Origin of the sequence: Bacillus sp. GB_SG_008 (assembly GCF_052038115.1) — a bacterium.
Taxonomy (GTDB): Bacteria; Bacillota; Bacilli; order Bacillales; family Bacillaceae_G; genus Bacillus_A; species Bacillus_A rhizoplanae.
Genome location: NZ_JBPZSK010000001.1, coordinates 312,964 through 336,808 on the forward strand (window position 1 = coordinate 312,964; position 23,845 = coordinate 336,808).

The window sequence follows — 23,845 nt, forward strand, 5'->3', positions numbered from 1 at the left end:
ACCGATGAAGGCGTTAATTGTGAGCGATAGTCACGGTTCTGTGAAAGAGCTAAAGCAATTAAAAGAGCGGTATGAGGGAAACGTAGATGTGATGATTCATTGCGGTGATTCTGAATTAACATCTCATCATTCTGAACTAGAAGGGTTTCATGTGGTGAAAGGAAATTGTGATTTTGTTGGTGATTTTCCAAATGACATCATCACAGATGTGCAAAGCACACGTTTTCTTGTAACGCATGGCCATTTATACAATATTAAAATGACGCTGCAAACACTTTTATATCGTGCGAAAGAAGCTGAGGCAAATATTGTTTGCTTCGGTCATTCGCATATATTGGGAGTAGAAATCATAGACGATATATTGTTTATCAATCCAGGAAGTATTCTCTTGCCGCGCTCGCGAAGAGAAAAAACATTTGCTTTATTAGAAATACAAGAAAGCGAAATAGAGATTCGTTTTCTTACGTTAGACGGTGCAATTGTAGCTCAAAAAGCGTTTCAAATAGAGTGAAGAATTTTTCTTCACTCTATTTGAAAAAAATGTTGACTTTAGTTATTGGTAATAATATAATAAAAACTGTCGATGAGACATTAGTAAAAATTTCATATAATGCGGGTGTAGTTTAGTGGTAAAACAAGAGCCTTCCAAGCTCTGGTCGAGAGTTCGATTCTCTTCACCCGCTCCATGTCCCAGTAGCTCAGCAGGATAGAGCAACGGCCTTCTAAGCCGTCGGTCGGGAGTTCGAATCTCTCCTGGGACGCTAAAAAAACCTTGTTATCTTTCGATGACAAGGTTTTTTGTTTGGTTTAAATAAGAAATAATAATTGTGCTATTTAACACTAAAAAAGCATCGGTGATAAAACCGATGCTTTTTTTAGTGTTAATGATTGTTATTTTATTTGTTTTTTAACTTTTGTCCTTTAGAAGAGAACTTGTTATGAAGAATGCTTTCCTTTTTCATGATGCTACAGTAATTTTTAATAAATTTCTCATTTAGATTTAATTTGATTTTCAGACGAATTTCATTAAAAGATATTAAAGTTGGGACTAGATCTTATAATAGCCATCAAATGAATAAACGAGAATCATGAAATGGTTTGAGACATTGATTATCGGCTTAAATACAATAAAAAGGAGATGAGTTCATTGGCAAAAAAATTTTCCGTTTCTGATGAAGTCGCTGCCGCCCCGTCACTAGGCCGGCAGATGTTGAGTAAGGTTCCAGAAGTCACAATCTTCTTCTGGATCATCAAAATTTTATGTACAACTGTCGGTGAAACATTTGCTGATTTCTTAAATTTCAACCTTGGATTTGGTTTAACTCTCACTACCATAATTATAGGAATAGCATTTTTCGTTGTATTGTACCTTCAATTCAGAGCAACTAAATATGTTCCAGGCATTTATTGGCTCACTGTTGTTCTTATAAGCGTATTTGGAACGTTGGTAACTGATAATTTGACAGACAATATGGGAGTACCTCTTGAGGTTAGTACGGTAGTTTTCTCTGTGCTGCTAGGTTTAACTTTTCTTTTTTGGTATCTCAGTGAAAAAACACTCTCGATACACTCGGTTTATACAAGAAAAAGAGAAGTTTTCTATTGGCTTACCATTCTTTTCACATTTGCACTTGGAACAGCAGTCGGAGACTTATATTCCGAACAACTCGGTCTTGGTTATCTTTACACAGGAATAATAGTCATTATTATAATTGGTTGTGTATTTTTAGCATGGAAATTTTTGAAACTTGATGGAGTATTAGCGTTTTGGATTGCGTATATTCTTACTCGTCCACTCGGAGCATCATTAGGGGATTACCTATCTCAACCAAAAAATAATGGCGGGTTAGGTTTGGGGACAACAGTTACTAGTGTAATTTTTCTTATAGCTATTTTAGCGATAATCGTTTTTCTTGCTGTTACAAAAGTTGATACAAAGGCAAAAAGTGATACAGCAGAAACAAACCAAGCGAATGGAAACAAGAAAAATGTTTTGACACAAACCATTGTGGTACTGTGCATTTTCTTAGTTGTTGGCATAGGCGGTTATGTTTGGCGCAGTAATAATATAGCGCCGCAAGCCGGTTCTGCACAAACTACATTAGCTGGACAATTAACGGATTTTGTTAAAATTGAAAGTGATATGCTAAATCATGTAAACTCAAATGATTTTACTTCGGCGAAAAAAGGGGCTGACGATTTGGAACATGAATGGGACGCAGCGGAGCCTAAACTTAGAAAAATAGATGGCACAACATGGACTAAAATTGATGGAACTATTGACAGTGTATTAGCAGCAGTTCGTTCATCAAACCCTGATGTTAACAAGTGCAAATCTGCACTTAACAATTCGCTTAGTGTCATAAACGGAGCGAATAAATAAAAATTTTAGGAATCGCAAATTTGAACTGCATCCCAATTGTTAGACACAACTAACAATGGGGGTGCAGTTTTTTATGTTTTCAATGAATTTTAAAGAAAAACTATAGTTATTAGAAAAAGAATTAAAAGCAAAATTAGTTTAGGTTAATTGTTAATAAACTTCTCAAATACAAAGCCAAAATCTTTTACATTATATTGTTTTTTTGTATCAACAAGCCAATTGAACGCAATTTGATTAATTTCTTTAAACTGTGCTGCTAGATCTACTTCGGCATTTCTTACGTTGCCTAATGTAGAAGATGCCATTTCCAGGCTCTTATGTGCGTATTGCGTTGCGATATCATTTTCGTGAGTGATTTCTGCGATCTTCAGAAGTGCCTTATATAAATCTTTTACTTCTTCAATATGTTTTTTATGTATGTCGATGGAGTAATGCTCTCCGCCCATATTAAATTTAATCTCAATATCTAAGTCTACTGTCCCTGCTGTTTCAAGCAGAACGTTAGAAATTTTATGAGTGTTGTAATTATAACGACGAAGTGTACGTTTCTTACTTACCGCACTTGTTCCGTCAACATGAATAAGAGCTGTATTTGTAAAGCAATACTCATCTGTTTTTGATTTGATTAAAAAATAAATTTTTTCGTTTTCTTCATGCATGACATAATCATCAGCATCTACTTTATCATAATCAGCAGGGGTAATAACGGACCCAATATCACTTAAACCAAGCATATCAGCTGCTACTTTTTTAAACATTGTATATCGCCCTTTCGTTTTGAAATTTCTGAATCATTTCGAGTTTATTATAACATGAGAGAAGTCTTTTTTTGAGGAATCTTACAATTCTGTAAGGTATATGTAAGAAAATTCGATGGTAACTATTTCTAAAAAATTTATAATGAAGGCAACATAGACGAAGCGAGGGGAAGAAATAGTGAAAGGTTTAGCTATAACAGCCTTATCAATTGCTTTTGGAGTTGTTGCCTATGATAAATTGATGGATATGATTAATGTGATAAAACAATTAATTGCATAAATAAAGATTTAAGGGGATAAGGGATGGAATGGTTACTTGGTATTATTGGAATTTGTAGTGTTGTTTTATTATTTATGTTTCCAATTGGATTATTAAGTTCAAGCATAAGTGTATTTTTTATGTGTTTAATCATCAGTACGATAATGATTATTATAGTATTAATGAAACGTAGTAAGTCTATTTTCTTTTTTAGTATTATCGTGATGACAATTATTGTTCTTCAAATGATAACCCTCTTTGTATATCCTACTATTATAAAAGCTTTTCATTAAAACTCTTCGCGCCGGTAGCTGAGAGTTTTTTATTTTCTCTCGTAGAATCCTCATTTGCTATAAAAGTTCTATTTTCGTATTTCTAGGCAATATATTCGATTTTTATATAGCAAAAATCGGTATTTTCTCAGTAAAAACGAACAGATTCCAAAGATTGTGTTCTGAACTATCATTTGTTATATTAACTTTGAAGTGTATTGAAAATCTAAAAAAAGAGGCGAGCGTATGGATAAAAAAGAAAGTACGGTCGTATTGTTTCCGCAGTTGTCAGCGCGATTTATCGACGAAGGATTTATTGCATTGCGTGAGCGTCGGTTTGAAGAAGCGTTAACATGCTTCGAAATGTTGCGCCAGTACGGGGCACAGACAGAACAATCAGAATTGGCTTCAGTTATTTGTTTACTAGAATTAAAGGAAACGAAAGAAGCGAAAGAGCGATGCGAGGAATTGCTTGAAACAGGGGAACTCTTATTTCAAGATATTCTTGAGACATATGTTACAATTTTAGTGCAAATAAATGATTATGAAGGCATTATTGAAACGGTACAGTCCGTTTTACAAACGAAAGAAATAACAGAAGAGCAAAAAGAGAAATTAGCACAACTTGCATTGTTTGCAAAGAGCATGCTAGATGGTGAAGAAGTAGTAGAAATAGACAATGACGTATTTTTTGATGAACCTGCGTTTGCAGACGCTTTGCTTAAAGGTGATTATGGGAAGCAATTGCGGGCGATAAATGAGCTTGCGAATAGAAATATCGAAATCGCGTTGCCGGCGCTGCGTACATTTTTACTAGATGAAACGAAACACCCGTATATTAAAACTTCTATCTTATACATATTAATGGAAAATCGAATACAAGAAAGCATAGATGTGGAGAAATTCGGTGAGACAATAACGGTCATACCGGCTAATTTATCTTATAATCCATATGATACAGAAGAAGTGTTACATATATTGTCTGATCGCTTAGAGCATGATAATCCAACGATGTATGAGGCGATTGTTGCATATTGGAAAGAAATGCAAACAAGCATCTTTCCGTTTCCTTTCTTAATAGAGAAAGACAAGTTATGGGCAGCTGTTTTAGAGAGAGTTGGAAGAAAACGATTTGGAATGCCGATTCATGAGGATGAGCTTCTTCGAGAGTATGATATTACACTTGAAGAATATCATGTTGCATATCAGTGGTTTTTACGTATTGAGAAAGAAGGATTTATGCCAGTATAATGAAAAAGAATGTTTCGGTTATTGAAACGAGAGTATTCTATGTTATAATGTAAGGGTTGCAAAGGGCTGAAATCTGCCTTTTTATAAGAGAATAGAAACAAATATTCTCTTACTTATATGTTTCATATTATTCTCGAACAAAATATACCGTATTTGTCTTTTTGGCAAATAGTAGATTGAGAAGGATACGTCCGAAGTTTTCATAACGGATGGTAAAGCTGAATACATCAGCTTTACAGAGTGTTTGTTGTTTCTTTATCAGAAACGATAAATGCCTCGATCTTTAAAGGTATGTGTATACATTATTATAGTTGGAGGGAAAGAATAAATGGCTGCAAAATGGGAAAAATTAGAAGGTAACGCTGGCGTTTTAACAATCGAAGTTGATGCTAAAGAAGTAAACAACTCTTTAGACGCTGCGTTCAAAAAAGTTGTAAAAACAATTAATGTACCGGGCTTCCGTAAAGGAAAAATGCCTCGTCCTCTATTCGAACAACGCTTCGGTGTAGAATCTTTATACCAAGATGCTTTAGATATCATCTTACCAAAAGCATACGGAGAAGCAATTGATGAAACTGGTATCTTCCCAGTTGCTCACCCTGAAATCGACATCGAGAAATTCGAAAAAGGCGAAAACTTAATTTTCACTGCAAAAGTTACTGTAAAACCTGAAGTGAAATTAGGCGAGTACAAAGGCTTAACAGTAGAAAAAGTTGATACTACTGTAACTGATGAAGATGTAGAGAACGAATTAAAATCTTTACAAGAGCGTCAAGCTGAGCTTGCAGTTAAAGAAGATGGCACTGTAGAAAATGGTGATACAGCTGTAATCGACTTCGAAGGTTTCGTTGATGGCGAAGCATTCGAAGGTGGAAAAGGCGAGAACTACTCTTTAGCAATCGGTTCTAATACATTCATCCCAGGATTTGAAGAGCAATTAGTTGGTCTAAAAGCTGGCGAACAAAAAGAAGTGGAAGTATCATTCCCAGAAGAATACCATGCAGCAGAACTAGCTGGTAAACCAGCAACATTTAAAGTAACAGTTCATGAAATTAAGGTGAAAGAACTTCCTGCTTTAGATGATGAGTTCGCGAAAGATGCAAACGAAGAAGTAGCAACTCTTGACGAGTTAAAAGCAAAACTTCGTGAAAACTTAGAAGAGAACAAAAAACAAGAAGCTGATAACAAACTTCGTGACGAAGTAGTAGAAAAAGCTGCTGCAAATGCAGAAATTGACATTCCAGAAGCAATGATCGAAACTGAGTTAGATCGCATGGTTCGCGAATTCGAGCAACGTTTAAGCTACCAAGGCATGAACTTAGAGCTTTACTACCAATTCACAGGTACTGATGAAGCAAAATTAAAAGAACAAATGCAAGAAGACGCAGCAAAACGCGTAACAACTAACCTTGTTCTTGAAGCAATCATCAAAGCTGAAAACATTGAAGTAACAGAAGAAGAAGTAAATGCAGAAGTTGAAAAAATGGCTGAAATGTACAACATGCCAGTAGACGCTGTGAAACAAGCTCTTGGTAACGTTGAGGGTGTAAAAGAAGACCTTCAAGTTCGTAAAGCAGTAGATTTCTTAGTAGATAACAGCAAGACTGCATAATAAAATAACAAGGCGCGACATTGCTCGTGCCTTGTTTTATAAATATAAATATATTTGTAAATCATTTTTATTATGAAGAAGGAAAAGATTCTTCGAAAGTCGAATATACATATTTCAAAAGTTTCAAAATTTTTTTAATTGTACATAACTAACCGTATTATTTGTATTTCTCGCCACGTAGTGACATAATATGTATTTACATACGATACATTTATCGTGTACATACGAAGGCAAGGTATTAGCACTTTGTAAGGGGTGTGAAAATATGTTTAAATTTAATGATGAAAAAGGGCAATTAAAATGTTCTTTCTGTGGTAAAACACAAACGCAAGTTCGAAAGCTTGTTGCAGGTCCTGGTGTCTACATTTGTGATGAATGTATAGAACTTTGCACAGAAATCGTGCAAGAGGAGCTTGCAAAAGATGAAGAAGTAGAATTCAAAGATGTACCGAAACCAGTAGAGATTCGTGAAATTTTGGATGAATATGTAATCGGACAAGATCAAGCGAAGAAGGCTTTAGCGGTAGCGGTATATAACCATTACAAGCGCATTAATTCTAACAGCAAAATTGATGATGTAGAATTAGCAAAAAGTAATATTGCTTTAATTGGACCAACTGGTAGCGGTAAAACGTTACTGGCACAAACGTTAGCACGTATTTTAAATGTTCCATTTGCAATTGCTGACGCAACATCTTTAACAGAAGCGGGATACGTTGGGGAAGATGTAGAAAACATCCTACTAAAACTTATTCAAGCAGCTGATTATGATGTAGAGAAAGCGGAAAAAGGGATCATTTACATTGACGAGATTGATAAAGTGGCACGTAAGTCAGAAAATCCGTCAATTACACGTGACGTATCTGGTGAGGGTGTGCAACAGGCACTTCTTAAAATTTTAGAAGGTACTGTAGCAAGCGTTCCTCCGCAGGGTGGTCGTAAGCATCCACATCAAGAGTTTATTCAAATTGATACAACAAACATTTTATTCATTTGTGGCGGTGCCTTTGATGGCATTGAACCAATTATTAAACGCCGTCTTGGTGAAAAAGTGATTGGTTTCGGTTCTGAGAAGAAAAATGCTGATGTAACAGAAAAGCATGTTTTATCGCATGTATTGCCAGAAGATTTATTAAAATTTGGATTAATTCCAGAATTTATTGGTCGTCTTCCGGTTATTGCGAATTTAGAGCCGCTTGATGAAGGTGCTCTTGTTGATATCTTAACAAAACCGAAAAATGCGCTTGTGAAACAGTTCCAAAAGTTATTGGAACTTGATGATGTCGAATTAGAGTTTGAAGAGGGTGCCCTTGTTGAAATTGCGAAAAAAGCAATTGAACGTAAAACGGGTGCGCGTGGACTTCGTTCAATCATTGAAGGTCTTATGCTTGATGTGATGTTCGAACTCCCATCTCGTAAGGATATTGAGAAATGTGTGATTTCAAAAGAAACAGTAGCAGAGAATGCCATGCCAAAATTAGTGCTTCAAGATGGTACTGTACTTGAACAAGATACAAAAACATCTGCATAAAGTGAAACCTTAATCAGTGGGGATTTCATCCCTGCTGATTATGAGTAGAACGAATCGGATATATACCAGTAATTGATCCCCACCTAACTTTTTTTGCTTTTTGCTGAATTTCGAGGTGGGGATATTACTGTCCGTGAATAGCAGTATAAACGATAAGAAACAGCAATTGTATAATTGCTGTTTCTTATTATGTTTAGCGTGTTTCCTCCCAGGGGATACTGATAAGTAAAACATAGCGGGAGGAAATGAGTATGAGCTGGACAAATATTTTTTTAATCGTTCAACTTGTCTTTGGTGTAATTGTCGGATTATATTTTTGGCATTTACTCAAAAACCAGCGAACACAAAAAGTTTCAATTGATAGAGAATCAAAGAAAGAGCTAGAGCAACTTCGAAAAATGCGGGAAATTTCTTTAACAGAACCCCTTGCTGAAAAAGTTCGTCCGGCGTCTTTTGCTGATATTGTTGGACAAGAAGACGGTATTAAATCATTAAAAGCTGCGCTATGCGGCCCAAATCCGCAACATGTCATTATATATGGACCGCCAGGAGTTGGGAAAACAGCAGCGGCTCGGCTCGTATTAGAAGAAGCAAAGAAAAACTCGAAATCTCCATTTCGAATCACTGCAACATTTATTGAGCTGGATGCCACAACGGCTCGGTTTGATGAGCGGGGGATTGCTGATCCGTTAATTGGTTCTGTTCATGATCCGATTTATCAAGGTGCTGGAGCGATGGGGCAAGCAGGTATTCCGCAACCGAAAAAAGGGGCGGTCACAGATGCGCATGGAGGTATTTTATTTATTGATGAGATTGGGGAGTTGCATCCAATTCAAATGAATAAAATGTTAAAAGTGCTGGAGGATCGCAAAGTATTTTTGGAAAGTGCATATTATAGTGAAGAGAATTCTCTCATTCCAACGTATATTCACGATATTTTCCAAAAGGGATTACCAGCTGATTTTCGCCTTGTTGGCGCAACAACACGTTCTCCGGATGAAATTCCTCCGGCTATTCGGTCACGCTGTTTAGAAGTCTTTTTTCGTGAACTAGATACAGGAGAAATCGAAGCAGTAGCGAAAAATGCTGCTGAAAAGGTGGATATGGAGCTAGGTGACCAGGGTATAGAAATGATTGGAATGTACGCACGGAATGGAAGAGAAGCCATTAATCTTGTGCAAATTTCTGCTGGAATGGCAATTAATGAAGGGCGATCTTTTATAAAGGATGAGGATATTGAATGGGTCATTCATTCAAGCCAACTGACGCCGAAATACGAAAAACGGGTATATCCAATTCCGAAAATTGGTCTTGTAAATGGCCTGGCTGTATATGGACCAAATACAGGAGCACTACTTGAAATAGAAGTAACAGCAATTCCAGCAAAAGAGAATGGATCCGTTGTGGTAACAGGGATTGTTGAAGAAGAAAGTATCGGTAATCAAACGAAATCAATTCGCCGTAAAAGTATGGCAAAAGGTTCTGTTGATAATGTTGTAACTGTCCTTCGTTCGCTGGATTTGTTACCTGAAGGATATGATATACATATTAACTTTCCAGGCGGTATTCCAATTGATGGACCATCTGCCGGCATTGCAATTGCAACAGGCGTATATTCTGCCGTTCATCGCATGTATATCAATAATGAAGTAGCCATGACTGGAGAAATTAGTATTCACGGAGAAGTAAAACCAGTTGGTGGCGTTTACGCAAAAGTAAAAGCAGCGAAAAAAGCTGGGGCAAAGAAAGTGCTAATCCCAGCAGAAAATATGCAGCCTTTTCTTTACACAATCAAAGGTATTGAAATCGTTCCTGTGCGAAAATTAAAAGAAGTATTTGCATTAGCATTTGTAAAAGAGAAAATTGAGCCAACAGGCGATACATTGCTTTCTTTAGATGAAGGTGACGTGCAATCGATGTAAAGGGTAAAGGGTTAGGTGAACCAATCGGGCTCATATGGGAGAGACGCTAACTTTACTGCCTGTTAGAGCAGAATATCCTAGGCTTCGTTTAAGTTGTTATATGCTTAAGCGAAGTCCCTTTTTCTTTAACGAGCAATAGAGCATCGAGTCTCTGAGATTGCATAAGGCTTTATTGTAATATAAAATAGGGAAACAAAGATATTTATGGAGGTGCTATGTCTAATATGAATGCGAACGAAAGAATCGTGCCCCTCCTACCATTAAGAGGCGTTCTCGTATATCCGACGATGGTTCTGCATCTTGATGTAGGACGTGATAAATCGATACAAGCGCTCGAGCAGGCGGCTGTAGATGAAAATATAATTTTTTTAGCGATGCAAAAAGACGTGAATATCGATGATCCGAAAGAAGATGATATTTATAAAGTAGGTACGTTAGCAAAAATAAAGCAAATGCTCAAATTGCCAAACGGGACGATGCGTATCCTTGTAGAAGGTTTACATAGAGTAGAAATGACAGAGTTCATCGAAGAAGATGATGTAATTACAGCTAATGTCCGTACATTAATGGAAGAAGAAGAGGGCGATTTAGAAGAAAAAGCACTCATGCGTACATTAATTGAGTATTTTGAGCAATATATTAAGCTGTCTAAGAAGGTTTCAGATGAAACTTTTGCAACAGTTGTTGATGTTGATGAACCAGGTCGATTAGCTGATCTCGTATCATCTCATTTGCCTCTCAAAATGAAGCAAAAGCAACAGATTTTAGAAATCACTGCGGTGAAAGAACGATTACATACACTTATTTCTTTTATTCAAGATGAAAAAGAGTTATTGAACTTAGAAAAGAAAATTGGTCAGCAAGTGAAGCGTTCTATGGAGCGTACACAAAAAGAGTACTTCTTACGTGAGCAAATGAAAGCTATTCAAAAAGAACTTGGTGATAAAGAAGGAAAAGGCGGCGAAGTAGAAGAGCTTCGTGAAAAGATTGAAGAATCGGGAATGCCAGAAGAAACGCAGCTGGCAGCTTTAAAAGAGCTAGATCGTTATGAGAAATTGCCGGCAAGTTCAGCAGAGAGTGGTGTGATTCGCAATTATATTGATTGGTTATTATCTCTTCCTTGGACTGAGGCAACAGAAGATCGTATAGATCTTATGCGCGCTGAAAAAATTTTAAATGAAGAGCATTATGGGCTTGAAAAAGTAAAAGAGCGAGTACTTGAATATTTAGCAGTGCAAAAGCTGACGAATTCATTAAAAGGACCTATTCTTTGTTTAGTCGGTCCTCCAGGGGTTGGGAAAACATCGTTAGCTAAATCGATTGCGACATCATTAAATCGTAATTTTGTTCGTGTTTCACTTGGCGGTGTTCGTGATGAGTCTGAGATTCGTGGCCATCGTCGTACGTATGTCGGTGCGATGCCAGGTCGTATTATTCAAGGAATGAAAAAGGCAAAGACAATCAATCCGGTCTTTTTATTAGATGAGATTGATAAAATGTCGAATGATTTTCGAGGAGATCCTTCAGCAGCATTATTAGAGGTATTAGATCCAGAACAAAATCATAACTTTAGTGATCATTACATCGAAGAGCCATATGATTTATCGAAAGTTATGTTTATTGCAACAGCTAATACGCTGGCAAGCATTCCAGGTCCACTTCTAGATCGTATGGAGATTATTTCAATTGCTGGTTATACAGAACTTGAAAAAGTACATATTGCCCGTGAGCATTTGCTTCCGAAACAATTGAAGGAACATGGCTTGAAAAAAGGGAATTTACAAGTGCGTGATGAAGCGCTTCTTGAAATTATCCGTTACTATACACGTGAAGCGGGTGTTCGTACGTTAGAGCGTCAGCTTGCGAAGCTTTGCCGAAAAGCAGCGAAGATTGTTGTAACAGAAGAGCGTAAGCGCGTTGTTGTAACGGAAAAGAATATTACAGAGTTGCTTGGAAAGCGTGTATATCGTTATGGTCAAGCTGAAACGAAAGATCAAGTAGGTATGGCAACAGGTTTAGCGTATACATCAGCTGGAGGAGATACGCTTGCAATAGAGGTATCAGTATCTCCGGGTAAAGGGAAGTTAATTTTAACAGGGAAACTTGGGGATGTGATGAAGGAATCTGCACAAGCGGCATTTAGTTATATTCGTTCGCGTGCAGAAGAATTGCATATTGACCCTAATTTTCATGAAAAACATGATATCCATATTCATGTTCCCGAAGGTGCTGTACCGAAAGACGGACCATCAGCGGGCATTACGATAGCGACGGCTCTTATTTCAGCATTAACAGGAATTCCTGTTAGTAAAGAAGTAGGAATGACAGGTGAAATTACACTTCGTGGCCGTGTGTTACCAATTGGTGGATTGAAAGAGAAAACGTTAAGTGCGCATCGTGCAGGATTAACGAAAATTATTTTACCTGCAGAAAATGAGAGAGATTTAGACGATATTCCAGAAAGCGTAAAGGAAAACCTTACGTTTGTGCCAGTTTCTCATTTAGATGAGGTACTAGAGCACGCATTAGTAGGAGTGAAAAAATGAAAGTAACAAAAGCGGAGATTGTCATTAGTGCAGTCAAACCAGAACAATACCCTGATGGTGATTTACCAGAAATCGCATTAGCAGGTCGTTCCAATGTTGGAAAGTCATCCTTTATTAATAAAATTTTAAACCGAAAAAAATTAGTGCGCATTTCTTCTAAACCAGGAAAAACGCAAACACTAAACTTTTTCATTATTAATGACATGATGCATTTTGTGGATGTACCAGGTTATGGATATGCGAAAGTATCGAAGTCAGAACGAGCAGCATGGGGTAAGATGATCGAAACGTATTTCACAACAAGAAAGCAGCTAGATGCAGCTGTTCTTGTTATTGATTTACGTCACAAGCCGACAAGTGACGATGTGATGATGTATGATTTCTTAAAGCATTATGAAATTCCAACAATCATTATTGCAACAAAAGCCGATAAAATTCCAAAGGGAAAATGGCAAAAGCACTTAAAAGTTGTAAAAGAAACGCTTGATGTAGAACCAGAAGATGAAGTTGTATTATTCTCTTCAGAAACAGGTCTTGGGAAAGAAGAAGCGTGGAAAGCGATTCATAAGTTTACAAATACAAAAAACGTGTGACATTCGTCACACGTTTTTTGTGTATTATAGTACGTTTAATGTAACTTCAATATTCCCTCTTGTTGCTTTAGAGTATGGACATACCCCGTGTGCAGCTTCTACTAATTGTGTTGCTTCTTCGTGAGATACACCAGCTACGCGCACATCTAATGTGACAGCTAATCCGAATCCCCCATCTGTATCTTTGCCAATTGCTACGTGAGCCGTTACTTCCGTACTTTCTGCTTTTACGCGTTTCGTACGAATGACAAGCTGTAATGCACTATCAAAGCAAGCTGCATAACCTGCTGCAAATAATTGTTCAGGGTTTGTTGCTTCCCCGCCCATACCGCCTAATGCTTTGGGCATTTTTACATCAAGGTTTAATACACCATCTTCAGAGATTACTTTTCCGTTTCGTCCACCTGTTGCTTTTACAGTAGCAGTATATAATGCTTCCATGTTTATTCCTCTTTTCTATCATTTATTGTTTTCATTGTTTCAATTAATTTGTTTAATTGAATTAATAAAGTTGTATAATCTTCAGTTGTAATTCCTAAATGTGATGCCATTGTTTGTGGCAATGAACATGCTTTTTTCTTTAAAGCAGATCCTTGCTCTGTTAGTTCAATACATACTTTTCGTTCATCTTCCTTTGAACGAATACGCTTAACAAGTTGTAACCCTTCCATTCTTTTTAACATAGGCGTTAATGTTCCGGAATCTAAAAATAATCGTTCACCAATTTCTTTTACTGTTATTCCGTCTTGTTCCCACAATACTAACAAAGTAATGTACTGTGGATACGTAATGCCCATTTCTTCTAAATAAGGACGATAAAAACGTGTAACTTCTCTAGAACAAGCGTAAATAGAAAAACAAAGTTGATTATCTAGATGTAAAGGATTCTCGTACATGAGTATCCCTCCTTTTTAAATTGTGCACAATTTAATTTTATAAAATTAATATAAAATAAACCCAATAAGATGTCAAACAAAAAGAAAATCAATCATTTGGAATAATCATACATATTTTCTTTCAATTGAAAGAAGCTAGTAAAAGATAGTCTTTCAGCATGTATGGAATAGTTTCCATTACTTGATTCCGACAATTTTTTTTGATAACGTACAGATAGAGTTATTATTTTATAATTATTTTAAAGTGAAATATCTCTTCTCTAGATGAGGGAGGATTTTTACTGTCCTTTTGAACGGAAAATAGGATTTTTGTATTCTTCACCGATGGTTAGTTGTATACATCGGCTTTTATGAAAAGTTTTTCTCACCTTTTTTCCTTTCATTCTTTACTTATTCCAGTGAATGTTTTACTGTCAGTTAAGTAAGGGATAAAGTGAAACTTCCATCAGTGGGGGGCTTGCTGCCCGTTAATGCGGGATAAAATGAGACGATGTTCACATGATTGTCAGATTTAAAAGAGGAAAGTTGTATTATGATAGTAGATAAGATGAAAAATCGGTTGAAGGGGGACATGCTGCGTGCATATTCTTGTTGTTGGTGTTAACTATCGAACAGCCCCTGTAGAAATTCGTGAGAAACTAACGTTTCAGGCAGCAGAGTTAGAGCAAGCAATGACAACGTTACAAAAACAAAAAAGTGTACTAGAAAATGTCATTGTATCAACATGCAATCGAACGGAAATCTATGCTGTGGTAGATCAGTTACACACAGGACGCTATTATATTAAGAAATTTATGGCTGATTGGTTTCAGCTTGAAATAGAAGAAATTTCACCATATTTGTCTATATTTGAACAAGATGGTGCTACCGATCACTTATTCCGTGTAACATGTGGGTTAGATTCAATGGTAGTTGGAGAAACACAAATTTTAGGTCAAATTCGTAATAGCTTTTTACTAGCACAGGAAGTAAAAGCGACAGGAACGATATTTAATGAATTGTTTAAACAAGTCGTTACACTAGCAAAACGTGCCCATTCTGAAACAACAATTGGCGGCAATGCTATGTCAGTAAGTTATGCAGCTGTTGAACTTGGAAAGAAAATTTTTGGTGATTTGAAAGATTGCCATGTTCTTATTCTAGGTGCGGGGAAAATGGGCGAATTAGCATTGCAAAATTTATACGGAAGCGGTGCTCATAAAGTGACTGTTATGAATCGTACGTTTACAAAAGCGGAAACGATGGCAGAAAAATATATGGGACGTGCAAAGCCATTAAATCAGTTACAATGTGCATTGTTAGAAGCTGATATTGTAATTAGTTCAACAGGTGCTTCTCAATATGTGATTACGAAAGAAATGATGTCCAAAGTAGAGAGTATGCGCTCTGGTCGTCCGCTCTTTATGGTAGATATTGCGGTGCCGCGGGATATTGACCCAGCAATTGATGCGTTAGAAAGTGTTTTCTTATATGATATTGATGATTTACAAGGCGTTGTGGAAGCGAATCGTGCCGAGCGATTAAAAGAAGCTGAAAAAATTCAAATTATGATTGAAGAAGAAATGATTCTATTTAAATCATGGATGAATACGCTTGGTGTCGTGCCGTTAATTTCGGAACTTCGTAATAAGGCATTAGCGATTCAAAGTGAAACAATGCAAAGCATTGAACGGAAAATTCCAACGTTAACAGAGCGTGAGCGAAAAGTGATTAGTAAGCATACGAAAAGTATTATTAATCAATTGTTAAAAGATCCAATTTTAATTGCGAAAGAGTTGGCAGCTGAAGAAGATGCACAAGCAAAGCTTGCTCTATTTGCGAAAATTTTTGATTTAAATGCGAAAGAAGTAGTAGAAGAAAACGCAGCAGAATGCAAACAGACAGAGAAGTGGACAGTATCCGCTCCATCTTTGTAATGGAAAGGATAATCGGATGAGTGTTTTAAACAATAGCATTATTTATCATATTGCCATTATTTTATATGCCTGCAGCGTGAGTTTATATTTCATAGATTATTTCCAAAGTAACCGAAAGGCAAATCGGATTGCCTTTTGGTTACTTTCGGTTGTATGGGTATTATATTCTATATTTATGTTACTTCGAGCAACAGAAGCGAAAATCAATCCTGTTTTAACGTTGCTATCGGGTATTTATTTTTATGTATGGCTATTAATTACATTATCATTAGTTATTAACCGATTTATGCGTATTGATTTTTTAGTCTTTTTTACAAATATGATTGCATTTGGTGTAAGCGCTGTTTCTATTTTTACTCCGCTTGGAAAAATGTCGCCGGTGTTGGCCAATCAATTGGTATCGGAGCTTGTCTATGTGCATGTCGGTATGGCGATTATTTCCTATGCAACATTTACAGTTTCCTTTATTTTTTCCATTATGTATTTAATTCAATATCGTTTATTAAAACAAAAAAAATGGAATGCAAGATTAAGGCGTTTAGGAAATTTACCAAAGCTTGATTCTATGTCATACGGTTTGAATTTATTTTCTATACCATTCTTTTTATTAGCTATTTTGCTTGGGTGTATATGGGGATATACGAAGTTAGATAATTTTCATTGGTATGATGCAAAGGTAATCGGATCTTTCGTTGTTTTATTTGTGTACTGTGCGGGTATTTATTTGCGCGGATCAGATACATTGCAGGGGAAGAAAATTGCAAGTTGGAACATCGGGGCATTTCTCGTTATGTTAATTAATATTTTTCTATTTAGCAGTTTATCGAATTTCCATTTTTGGTACTTATAGAGGAGAGAAAAATATGCGCAAAATTATTGTAGGATCAAGAAAAAGTAAATTGGCATTAACGCAAACACATTGGTTTATCGATCAATTGAAAGCACTAGGATTGCCATATGAATTTGAAGTGAAAGAAATTGTAACGAAAGGTGACATTATTTTAGATGTGACACTTTCGAAAGTAGGCGGAAAAGGATTGTTCGTAAAAGAGATTGAACATGCGTTGCTTACAAAAGAAATTGATATGGCTGTTCATAGCATGAAAGATATGCCGGCAGTACTTCCTGAGGGATTAACAATTGGATGTATTCCAAAACGTGTGGATCCACGTGATGCGTTTATTTCCAAAAATGGTGGATCGTTTGATGAGTTACCAGAGGGAGCCGTTATCGGTACAAGCAGTTTACGTCGTAGTGCGCAGTTGTTAGCGGCGCGCCCGGATTTACAAATAAAATGGATTCGAGGAAATATTGATACAAGGCTTCGTAAGCTAAAAGAAGAAAATTACGATGCTATTATTTTAGCAGCAGCAGGACTAAAGCGAATGGGCTGGGCGGATGATGTGATTACAGGATACTTAGATGAAATGGTATGTGTACCAGCTGTTGGACAAGGTGCGTTATCCATTGAATGTCGAGAGGATGATGCTGATTTATTACAATTACTAAGTCATCTGAATGATAGTGTAACTGCGAAAACAGTTGAAGCAGAACGAGTATTTCTTCATAAGTTAGAAGGCGGCTGCCAAGTACCGATTGCTGGATATGCAACGCTGAAAGAAGATGACCAAATTGAATTAACAGCTCTCGTTGGATCTGCAGATGGAACTGTCTTATTGAAAGAAGTTGTTATTGGTGAAAGTTCCCAAGAAGTTGGAGAACAAGCAGCAGACTTGTTAATCGGGCAAGGAGCGAAGGAACTTATTGCTTTAGCAAATCAGGGGCAAAACTAGTAATATGCCTTCTCTTTGTGGAAAAACAGTGCTAATTACGAGAGCTAAGCAACAGGCGAAGCAAATGAGTGCCGAAGTGCAAAAGCAGGGCGGAATTCCATTAGAAATTCCGCTTTTGCATATAACAGCAGCCGCACATGAACAATTTCAACAAGTGCGTGATGAATTAATCACGTATGACTGGATTATTTTCACAAGTAAAAATGGTGTGAATTTCTTTTTAGATGGTATGAAGCAACCGTTACCACATACCCTTAAAATTGCTGCAGTTGGTGTGAAAACAAAGAAAGAATTAGAGAAACGCGGCTATACTGTCCATTTTGTACCAACAGCATTCGTAGCTGAAGCATTTGCGGAAGAATTTGTGAGTTATATAGGAAGCGGGACGCGTGTATTACTGCCAAAAGGAAATCTTGCAAGAGATGTGATACCGGAAGCATTGCGAGGTCATGGTGCTATCGTACGTGAGCTTGTTGTATATGAAACTGCCGTCTATGTACAAAAGCGGGGGCACCTAATCGATGCACTGCAATCAGGAGAAATCGATGTGATTACCTTCACAAGTCCATCGACTGTGCAGAGTTTTATCGCATTGCTTGAGGGTGAAAACTGGAGAGAATGGATAAAAGAATGTACAATTGCTTGTATAGGTCCCGTTACAGAACGAGAAGCGCGTAAACATTTTCAAAATCTTCTCATTCCGAAAGAATATACAATTGAAGCTATGTTACAATGCATTTCAGAATATTATTATAAAAATGTATAATAAAGTGAAACTTTAAGAATTGGAGATGGAAAGTTATGAATCCTTTACAATTTAACCGTCATCGTCGTTTACGACAAAGTGCAAGTATGCGTGCTCTTGTGCGTGAAACACATTTACATACAGAAGATTTCATTTATCCAATTTTTGTTTTAGAAGGGGAAAACAAGCGTAATGAAGTTTCCTCTATGCCAGGTGTATATCAAATTTCTTTAGACCATCTGCAAGCAGAAATGCAAGAAGTTGTCGATTTAGGTATTCGTTCAGTTATCGTATTCGGTTTACCTGCTGAAAAAGATGAAGTTGGTTCTTCTGCGTATTGTGAACATGGTATTGTACAGCGAGCAATTACGCAAATTAAAGAGAAATTCCCAGAATTAGTTGTAATCGCAGATACATGTTTATGTCAATATACGAGTCATGGCCATTGCGGTGTAATTGAAGACGGAATTATTTTAAATGATGAATCGTTAGAGGTTCTTGCAAAAACAGCAGTAAGTCAAGCGAAAGCAGGTGCGGATATTATTGCACCATCTAATATGATGGATGGATTTGTAGCGGCTATTCGTCATGCGTTAGATGAAAACGGCTTTGCGCATATTCCAGTTATGTCATACGCAGTAAAATATGCGTCTGCCTTTTATGGACCGTTTCGCGATGCTGCACATGGTGCGCCGCAATTTGGTGATCGTAAAACATATCAAATGGACCCAGCGAATCGTCTGGAAGCGTTCCGCGAAGCTGAGTCAGATGTGATGGAAGGGGCAGACTTCTTAATTGTGAAGCCAGCACTTTCCTATTTAGATATTATTCGTGATGTGAAAAATAACTTTAATCTTCCAGTTGTTGCGTATAATGTGAGTGGTGAATACTCAATGATTAAAGCGGCAGCACAAAATGGCTGGATCAATGAAAAAGACATTGTTCTTGAAAAATTATTAAGTATGAAACGTGCCGGAGCAGACTTAATACTTACATATCATGCAAAAGATGCAGCGAGATGGTTACAAGAAGGGAGCGCACGATAATGAAAAGTTTTGATAAATCGATTGAAGCGTTTGAAACGGCAAAAGATTTAATGCCAGGCGGTGTAAATAGCCCAGTGCGTGCATTTAAATCTGTCGGTATGAATCCATTATTTATGGATCGTGGAAAAGGTTCTAAAGTTTATGATATTGATGGAAATGAATACATTGATTATGTATTGTCATGGGGTCCGCTTATTCATGGACATTCCAACGACCGGGTTGTTGAGGCGTTAAAAGCGGTAGTAGAAAAAGGGACAAGCTTCGGCGCGCCAACAGAAATTGAAAATAAATTAGCACAGCTTGTAATCGACCGTGTACCGTCTATTGAAATTGTACGTATGGTTAACTCTGGAACAGAAGCGACAATGAGTGCACTTCGCTTAGCACGCGGTTACACAGGGCGTAATAAAATTTTGAAATTTGAAGGTTGCTATCATGGGCATGGTGATTCCCTTTTAATTAAAGCTGGTTCTGGCGTTGCTACGCTTGGTTTACCAGATAGCCCTGGTGTGCCAGAAGGTGTTGCGAAAAATACGATTACTGTTGCGTATAACGATTTAGAGAGTGTGAAATATGCTTTTGAACAGTTCGGTGATGATATTGCGTGTGTCATTGTAGAGCCGGTAGCTGGAAATATGGGCGTTGTACCGCCGCTCCCAGGATTTTTACAAGGACTTCGTGATGTTACAACAGAATACGGTGCACTTCTTATTTTTGATGAAGTTATGACAGGCTTCCGCGTAGCTTATAATTGTGGACAAGGATATTTTGGTGTAACACCTGATTTAACATGTTTAGGTAAAGTAATTGGCGGGGGACTTCCTGTTGGGGCTTATGGTGGTAAGGCTGAAATTATGAAGCAAGTAGCACCAAGTGGACCGATTTATCAAGCTGGTACACTATCTGGTAACCCATTAGCGATGACAGCTGGATATGAAACGCTTGTCCAATTAACACCGGAGAGCTATAAAGAATTTGAACGTAAAGCGGAAATGCTTGAAAAAGGTTTACATGAAGTAGCTGTAAAATATGATATTCCGCATTGTATTAATCGTGCTGGTTCCATGGTAGGTATTTTCTTTACAGATGAAAAGGTTATTAACTATGAAACAGCAAAAACGTCTAATTTAGAATATTTTGCAGCATATTACCGTGAAATGGTAGAACAAGGTGTATTCTTACCACCTTCTCAATTTGAAGGGTTGTTCTTATCAACTGCACATAGTGATGCTGATATTGAAGCAACTATTGCAGCGGCAGAAATGGCTATGTCTAAATTAAAAGGATAATTTGTTAGTTCTTTTATTTTGTTAAATATGTGGGACAAAAATCGCTCTCAAGTGAGGGCGATTTTTTTATTCATAAAGTCTCTGTTTCTCACATAAACCTGTAATGACATATAGTTTGAGAGGGGGAATACGAAGTGGCAGCAGATCAACAAACTTCATTACGGTTTTCGTTAAAAGAATCTGTCTGGTTTCAAAAAGGACAGGAAGTCAATGAGTTACTTTCTATTTCGTTAGATCCTGATGTTGTTATAGAGGAACGTGAATATGAAATTGTTGTATGTGGACAGCTAGATTTAACAGGAGAATATATTGCAAAGGAAGAAATAGAGGTTTTTTCATTGCGAGAATTATCACCAGTTCGCACTGTAGATTATGTGGAAACACGTGAAGATGGTATAAATGAATTAGTACATTCGTTTCCATTGGAGATTTCTATTCCAAGAGGACGTGTGAAGCAAGTCGAAGATTTATATGTGGATATTGAAGAATTTGATTATGAATTGTTGGACGATGGCTGTTTGCAGCTTTTAGCAGATATTTCAATTCACGGATTGTGTAATGAAGAGCGTGAAGAGGAAGAAATATACGAAGAGGAAGAAATACAAGAAGAGGAAGAGGAAGAGGAAGAGGAAGAGGAAGAGGAAGAGGGAGAAGAAATAAGAGAAGAGGAAGAAGAAGCGGTAGAGACTGATGAGTGGGAAGATTATGCCTTTGAGCCATTTCAGTTAGAAGCTCGTCAAGAACCAGAGCTTGATCTAGAAGAGGGGCAAGAAGTCGAGGAAGAGGAGGAAAAACAAGAAGAAGTCGCACCGCAGCTGTTTTTTGGACGTAAGGAACCGAAAGTAAAACAGGAAGCTGCCAATGAAGAGGCGCAAGAAGAAATTTCATACTCACAGCGAGATGAAAATGCGTTATATTTAACAAAATTATTTGCAAAGCAGCCGGAAGATGAATTTACAAAGCTGCGATTGTATTTTGTGCAAGAAGGCGATACGATTGAATCCGTTGCAGAGCGTTATGATACTTCCGTACAGCATTTACACCGTGTAAATCAAACGGATGATATTTATTTAACAGCAGGACAAATTTTGTATATACCAGTGCCAAAAGTGAAAACAAAGTGAGTGAAGAGAAATCTTCCTCACCTCTTTTCTTTTTTATCCCGCTATTTTTGGGCAGTAAAATCCCGATTGGTTCAACTAATCATCAGTGGAGGATGAAGCCCCCCACTGATGGAAGTTTCACTTTATGCTCTTGGAGAAAGGGTCGTTGTTCGTATGGACATGGAATTACGAGACCGTTATGCTTCTATTTTGCAGCTATATCAATTAGCTCCTGAACATATTGAGGAATATGGGAATGTAACAAAAATTTATACGAACCAAGGTCCATATGCGTTAAAAAAATTACCATCTCGGAAATTAGAACGAAGTAATCTTATGTATCATGTTCAATTTTTACGGGAAAAGGGCTTTACGAATTTTGCGCCGATTTATCATGCAAAAGATGGAAGTCATGTGTTCAATGATGGTGAATATAGTTATTATTTAATGCCTTGGCTAGGAAGTGCAGAAGGACAAGGTGAAGAGAATGATCAGTATCATAAAATGTTTCAAACACTTGCTTTGATGCACAAAAGAACGATGCGAGAGGAAGAAGTGAAGGAAGAAGTGCTTCAGGAACATTTTGATACTATTTCAAACCGTTGGGAAGAAGATGGAGCCCTATTAGAGAAGTTTTTAGTTGAATCTGAAGCAAAGTGGTATATGTCTCCGTTTGAATTGCAGTATTGTACGTACTTTCATCAGGCGCTGCGTGCTCATGAATTTGCAAAGAAACAGTTTACAGAATGGCATGAAGCGATGAAAGAAAAAGAAAAAACACGCATTTCATTTATTCATGGCAATGTTTCCATGAATCACTTTTTATTTGATTATCAGCGAAACGGCTATTTTATTAGTTTAGAAGATGCGCAGTTTGCTACCCCAGTTCAAGATATCGTTCAGTTCTATTCACGTTCCTTTAACACATATCCAATTGCAAGAAATGATCGATATGAATGGTACCAAATCTATCAAAATAATTTTGCGTTTACAAAGGAAGAAAAGTTACTTATGTTTGCATATTTAGCTTATCCCAAAACATTTATAAAGCAAGTGCAGTCATATATAAACGCTCGAAATGTGCGCAATGGAGCACAGGAGCTAAATGATGTAACGATGCTTCAACAAGCGCATTGGCTTATAAGTAATATTGAGTATTTTGTTGCACAGCTTCAAGCTGCTGCGCAAAAAGCGCAGTAAAATTAACATAAAGTGAAACTTCCATCAGTGGAGGTCTTACTGTTCGCGAATAGCAGAATAAAATTAGCCGTAGCCTCAAGAAGAGGTTACGGCTGAAAATGTAAGCGAACCGTTACTGCTATGAAAATAACAAGTATGACGAAATCTAAAAACGTAGGGAGAAGTAAAGTGCGAATGCCTTGGAAAATCGTGAGCGGGATTGCAAAGTCAGAAAACATCGTTTGTATATTTCTTAGCCATGAAGGGGCTGAAAAGTTATACGTGCGTCGAAAGCGTCGCATAATGGTCCTCCGTATTAGAAACTCCTCTAGGATGCAATCATAAGAGAAGAATAAATGTGATATTACATTATGCAGGATAAGCGTCTAATGTGCTTGTGCTACACTTTTCCATTTTCTTTGCATATGTTATAAAAAACTTGGCTAAGCTGATTGAAAATAGAATTAATAATTGTAGATGTAAGTCGAAAAATATTTTTATCTTGACGAATGTAGTTTCGTTTTTTACACTATTGTATATAATAAATAACAATTATATAAATGCATTGAAGGGGAAGAGTATAACATTAAACGTCTGCAGAGAGGAGAATTATTAGCTGGAAGATTCTCTAGATAGTCATGTTAGAAGGTAGCCCTGGAGCATCTTTTCTGAACGGAGTCATCTCATTAGGAAAAGACGGATTTGTCCGTTATCAAATTAAGAGTATAAGCAAATTTTGAATTTGTTTGTA

General features: G+C 37.0%; 20 protein-coding genes, 2 tRNA genes, 1 pseudogene and 1 other annotated feature (1 of these 24 cut by a window edge). Of the genes and pseudogenes, 19 read left to right on the forward strand and 4 right to left on the reverse strand.

Annotated elements, in window-relative coordinates; genetic code table 11:
- Window positions 1–4: 4 nt before the first annotated feature.
- From ACTDJC_RS01495 to ACTDJC_RS01510, 4 genes and pseudogenes are all read left to right on the forward strand, one after another.
- Window positions 5–511, forward strand: coding sequence for a metallophosphoesterase (locus ACTDJC_RS01495; RefSeq protein ID WP_440602506.1), 507 nt, complete (start codon window positions 5–7; stop codon window positions 509–511).
- Window positions 512–612: 101 nt separating this feature from the next.
- A tRNA-Gly gene (locus tag ACTDJC_RS01500) sits at window positions 613–686 on the forward strand.
- Window position 687: 1 nt separating this feature from the next.
- Window positions 688–761, forward strand: a tRNA-Arg gene (locus tag ACTDJC_RS01505).
- A gap of 377 nt (window positions 762–1,138) precedes the next feature.
- A pseudogene (locus ACTDJC_RS01510) lies at window positions 1,139–1,933 on the forward strand (COG4705 family protein); the annotation flags it as partial.
- A 593-nt stretch (window positions 1,934–2,526) separates the two neighbouring features.
- Here ACTDJC_RS01510 and ACTDJC_RS01515 read toward each other — a convergent pair.
- Window positions 2,527–3,141 carry a PH domain-containing protein gene (locus ACTDJC_RS01515; protein ID WP_253630516.1) on the reverse strand — a complete coding sequence of 205 codons (615 nt, stop codon included), beginning with the start codon at window positions 3,139–3,141 and terminating at the stop codon, window positions 2,527–2,529.
- A gap of 303 nt (window positions 3,142–3,444) precedes the next feature.
- On the opposite strand from ACTDJC_RS01515, the gene ACTDJC_RS01520 reads away from it, so the two are divergent.
- The 7 genes from ACTDJC_RS01520 to yihA all read left to right on the forward strand — a co-directional run bounded on the left by ACTDJC_RS01520 (window position 3,445) and on the right by yihA (window position 13,127).
- Complete coding sequence (locus ACTDJC_RS01520) at window positions 3,445–3,693, forward strand: hypothetical protein (RefSeq protein WP_098305125.1); 249 nt, start codon at window positions 3,445–3,447, stop codon at window positions 3,691–3,693.
- A 225-nt stretch (window positions 3,694–3,918) separates the two neighbouring features.
- Window positions 3,919–4,923 carry a hypothetical protein gene (locus tag ACTDJC_RS01525; protein ID WP_440602507.1) on the forward strand — a complete coding sequence of 335 codons (1,005 nt, stop codon included), beginning with the start codon at window positions 3,919–3,921 and terminating at the stop codon, window positions 4,921–4,923.
- A gap of 328 nt (window positions 4,924–5,251) precedes the next feature.
- Window positions 5,252–6,535, forward strand: coding sequence for a trigger factor (tig, locus tag ACTDJC_RS01530; protein ID WP_098305121.1), 1,284 nt, complete (start codon window positions 5,252–5,254; stop codon window positions 6,533–6,535).
- Window positions 6,536–6,800: 265 nt separating this feature from the next.
- Window positions 6,801–8,066 (forward strand): ATP-dependent protease ATP-binding subunit ClpX, encoded by a 1,266-nt coding sequence (gene clpX / locus ACTDJC_RS01535; RefSeq protein ID WP_377880921.1) that lies wholly within the window; start codon window positions 6,801–6,803, stop codon window positions 8,064–8,066.
- Window positions 8,067–8,317: 251 nt separating this feature from the next.
- Entirely contained in the window at window positions 8,318–9,988 is a 1,671-nt protein-coding gene (gene lonB, locus ACTDJC_RS01540; RefSeq protein ID WP_440602508.1) for an ATP-dependent protease LonB, read from the forward strand.
- 215 nt (window positions 9,989–10,203) lie between these two features.
- Entirely contained in the window at window positions 10,204–12,534 is a 2,331-nt protein-coding gene (gene lon, locus ACTDJC_RS01545) for an endopeptidase La (RefSeq protein WP_440602509.1), read from the forward strand.
- Window positions 12,531–13,127, forward strand: coding sequence for a ribosome biogenesis GTP-binding protein YihA/YsxC (yihA, locus tag ACTDJC_RS01550; protein WP_253630514.1), 597 nt, complete (start codon window positions 12,531–12,533; stop codon window positions 13,125–13,127). The genes lon and yihA overlap by 4 nt, the downstream gene beginning before the upstream one ends.
- Window positions 13,128–13,151: 24 nt before the next feature.
- Here the strand turns inward: yihA and ACTDJC_RS01555 are convergent, their stop codons facing one another.
- Window positions 13,152–13,568 (reverse strand): organic hydroperoxide resistance protein, encoded by a 417-nt coding sequence (locus ACTDJC_RS01555; protein WP_253630513.1) that lies wholly within the window; start codon window positions 13,566–13,568, stop codon window positions 13,152–13,154.
- A gap of 2 nt (window positions 13,569–13,570) precedes the next feature.
- Entirely contained in the window at window positions 13,571–14,023 is a 453-nt protein-coding gene (locus tag ACTDJC_RS01560) for a MarR family winged helix-turn-helix transcriptional regulator (protein WP_440602510.1), read from the reverse strand.
- Window positions 14,024–14,601: 578 nt separating this feature from the next.
- Here ACTDJC_RS01560 and hemA point away from each other — a divergent pair.
- The 8 genes from hemA (at window position 14,602) to ysxE (ending at window position 23,115) form a co-directional block, all read left to right on the forward strand.
- A complete protein-coding gene (gene hemA, locus ACTDJC_RS01565; RefSeq protein WP_440602511.1) occupies window positions 14,602–15,939 on the forward strand; it encodes a glutamyl-tRNA reductase in 1,338 nt (445 codons plus the stop codon).
- Between the two features lie 16 nt (window positions 15,940–15,955).
- Window positions 15,956–16,789 (forward strand): cytochrome c biogenesis protein, encoded by an 834-nt coding sequence (locus ACTDJC_RS01570; RefSeq protein ID WP_253630510.1) that lies wholly within the window; start codon window positions 15,956–15,958, stop codon window positions 16,787–16,789.
- Between the two features lie 13 nt (window positions 16,790–16,802).
- Window positions 16,803–17,732, forward strand: coding sequence for a hydroxymethylbilane synthase (hemC, locus tag ACTDJC_RS01575; RefSeq protein WP_440602512.1), 930 nt, complete (start codon window positions 16,803–16,805; stop codon window positions 17,730–17,732).
- 4 nt (window positions 17,733–17,736) lie between these two features.
- Window positions 17,737–18,498 carry a uroporphyrinogen-III synthase gene (locus ACTDJC_RS01580; protein WP_440602513.1) on the forward strand — a complete coding sequence of 254 codons (762 nt, stop codon included), beginning with the start codon at window positions 17,737–17,739 and terminating at the stop codon, window positions 18,496–18,498.
- A gap of 35 nt (window positions 18,499–18,533) precedes the next feature.
- Complete coding sequence (hemB, locus tag ACTDJC_RS01585) at window positions 18,534–19,523, forward strand: porphobilinogen synthase (RefSeq protein ID WP_440602514.1); 990 nt, start codon at window positions 18,534–18,536, stop codon at window positions 19,521–19,523.
- A complete protein-coding gene (gene hemL / locus ACTDJC_RS01590) occupies window positions 19,523–20,812 on the forward strand; it encodes a glutamate-1-semialdehyde 2,1-aminomutase (protein ID WP_098305097.1) in 1,290 nt (429 codons plus the stop codon). The genes hemB and hemL overlap by 1 nt, the downstream gene beginning before the upstream one ends.
- A 134-nt stretch (window positions 20,813–20,946) precedes the next feature.
- Complete coding sequence (gene spoVID, locus ACTDJC_RS01595; RefSeq protein WP_440602515.1) at window positions 20,947–21,936, forward strand: stage VI sporulation protein D; 990 nt, start codon at window positions 20,947–20,949, stop codon at window positions 21,934–21,936.
- 153 nt (window positions 21,937–22,089) lie between these two features.
- Complete coding sequence (gene ysxE, locus ACTDJC_RS01600; protein WP_098305481.1) at window positions 22,090–23,115, forward strand: spore coat protein YsxE; 1,026 nt, start codon at window positions 22,090–22,092, stop codon at window positions 23,113–23,115.
- Between the two features lie 86 nt (window positions 23,116–23,201).
- Here the strand turns inward: ysxE and ACTDJC_RS01605 are convergent, their stop codons facing one another.
- Window positions 23,202–23,396, reverse strand: coding sequence for a hypothetical protein (locus ACTDJC_RS01605; protein WP_098305093.1), 195 nt, complete (start codon window positions 23,394–23,396; stop codon window positions 23,202–23,204).
- Window positions 23,397–23,650: 254 nt separating this feature from the next.
- Window positions 23,651–23,845, forward strand: a binding site (T-box leader); it runs 36 nt beyond the window's last position.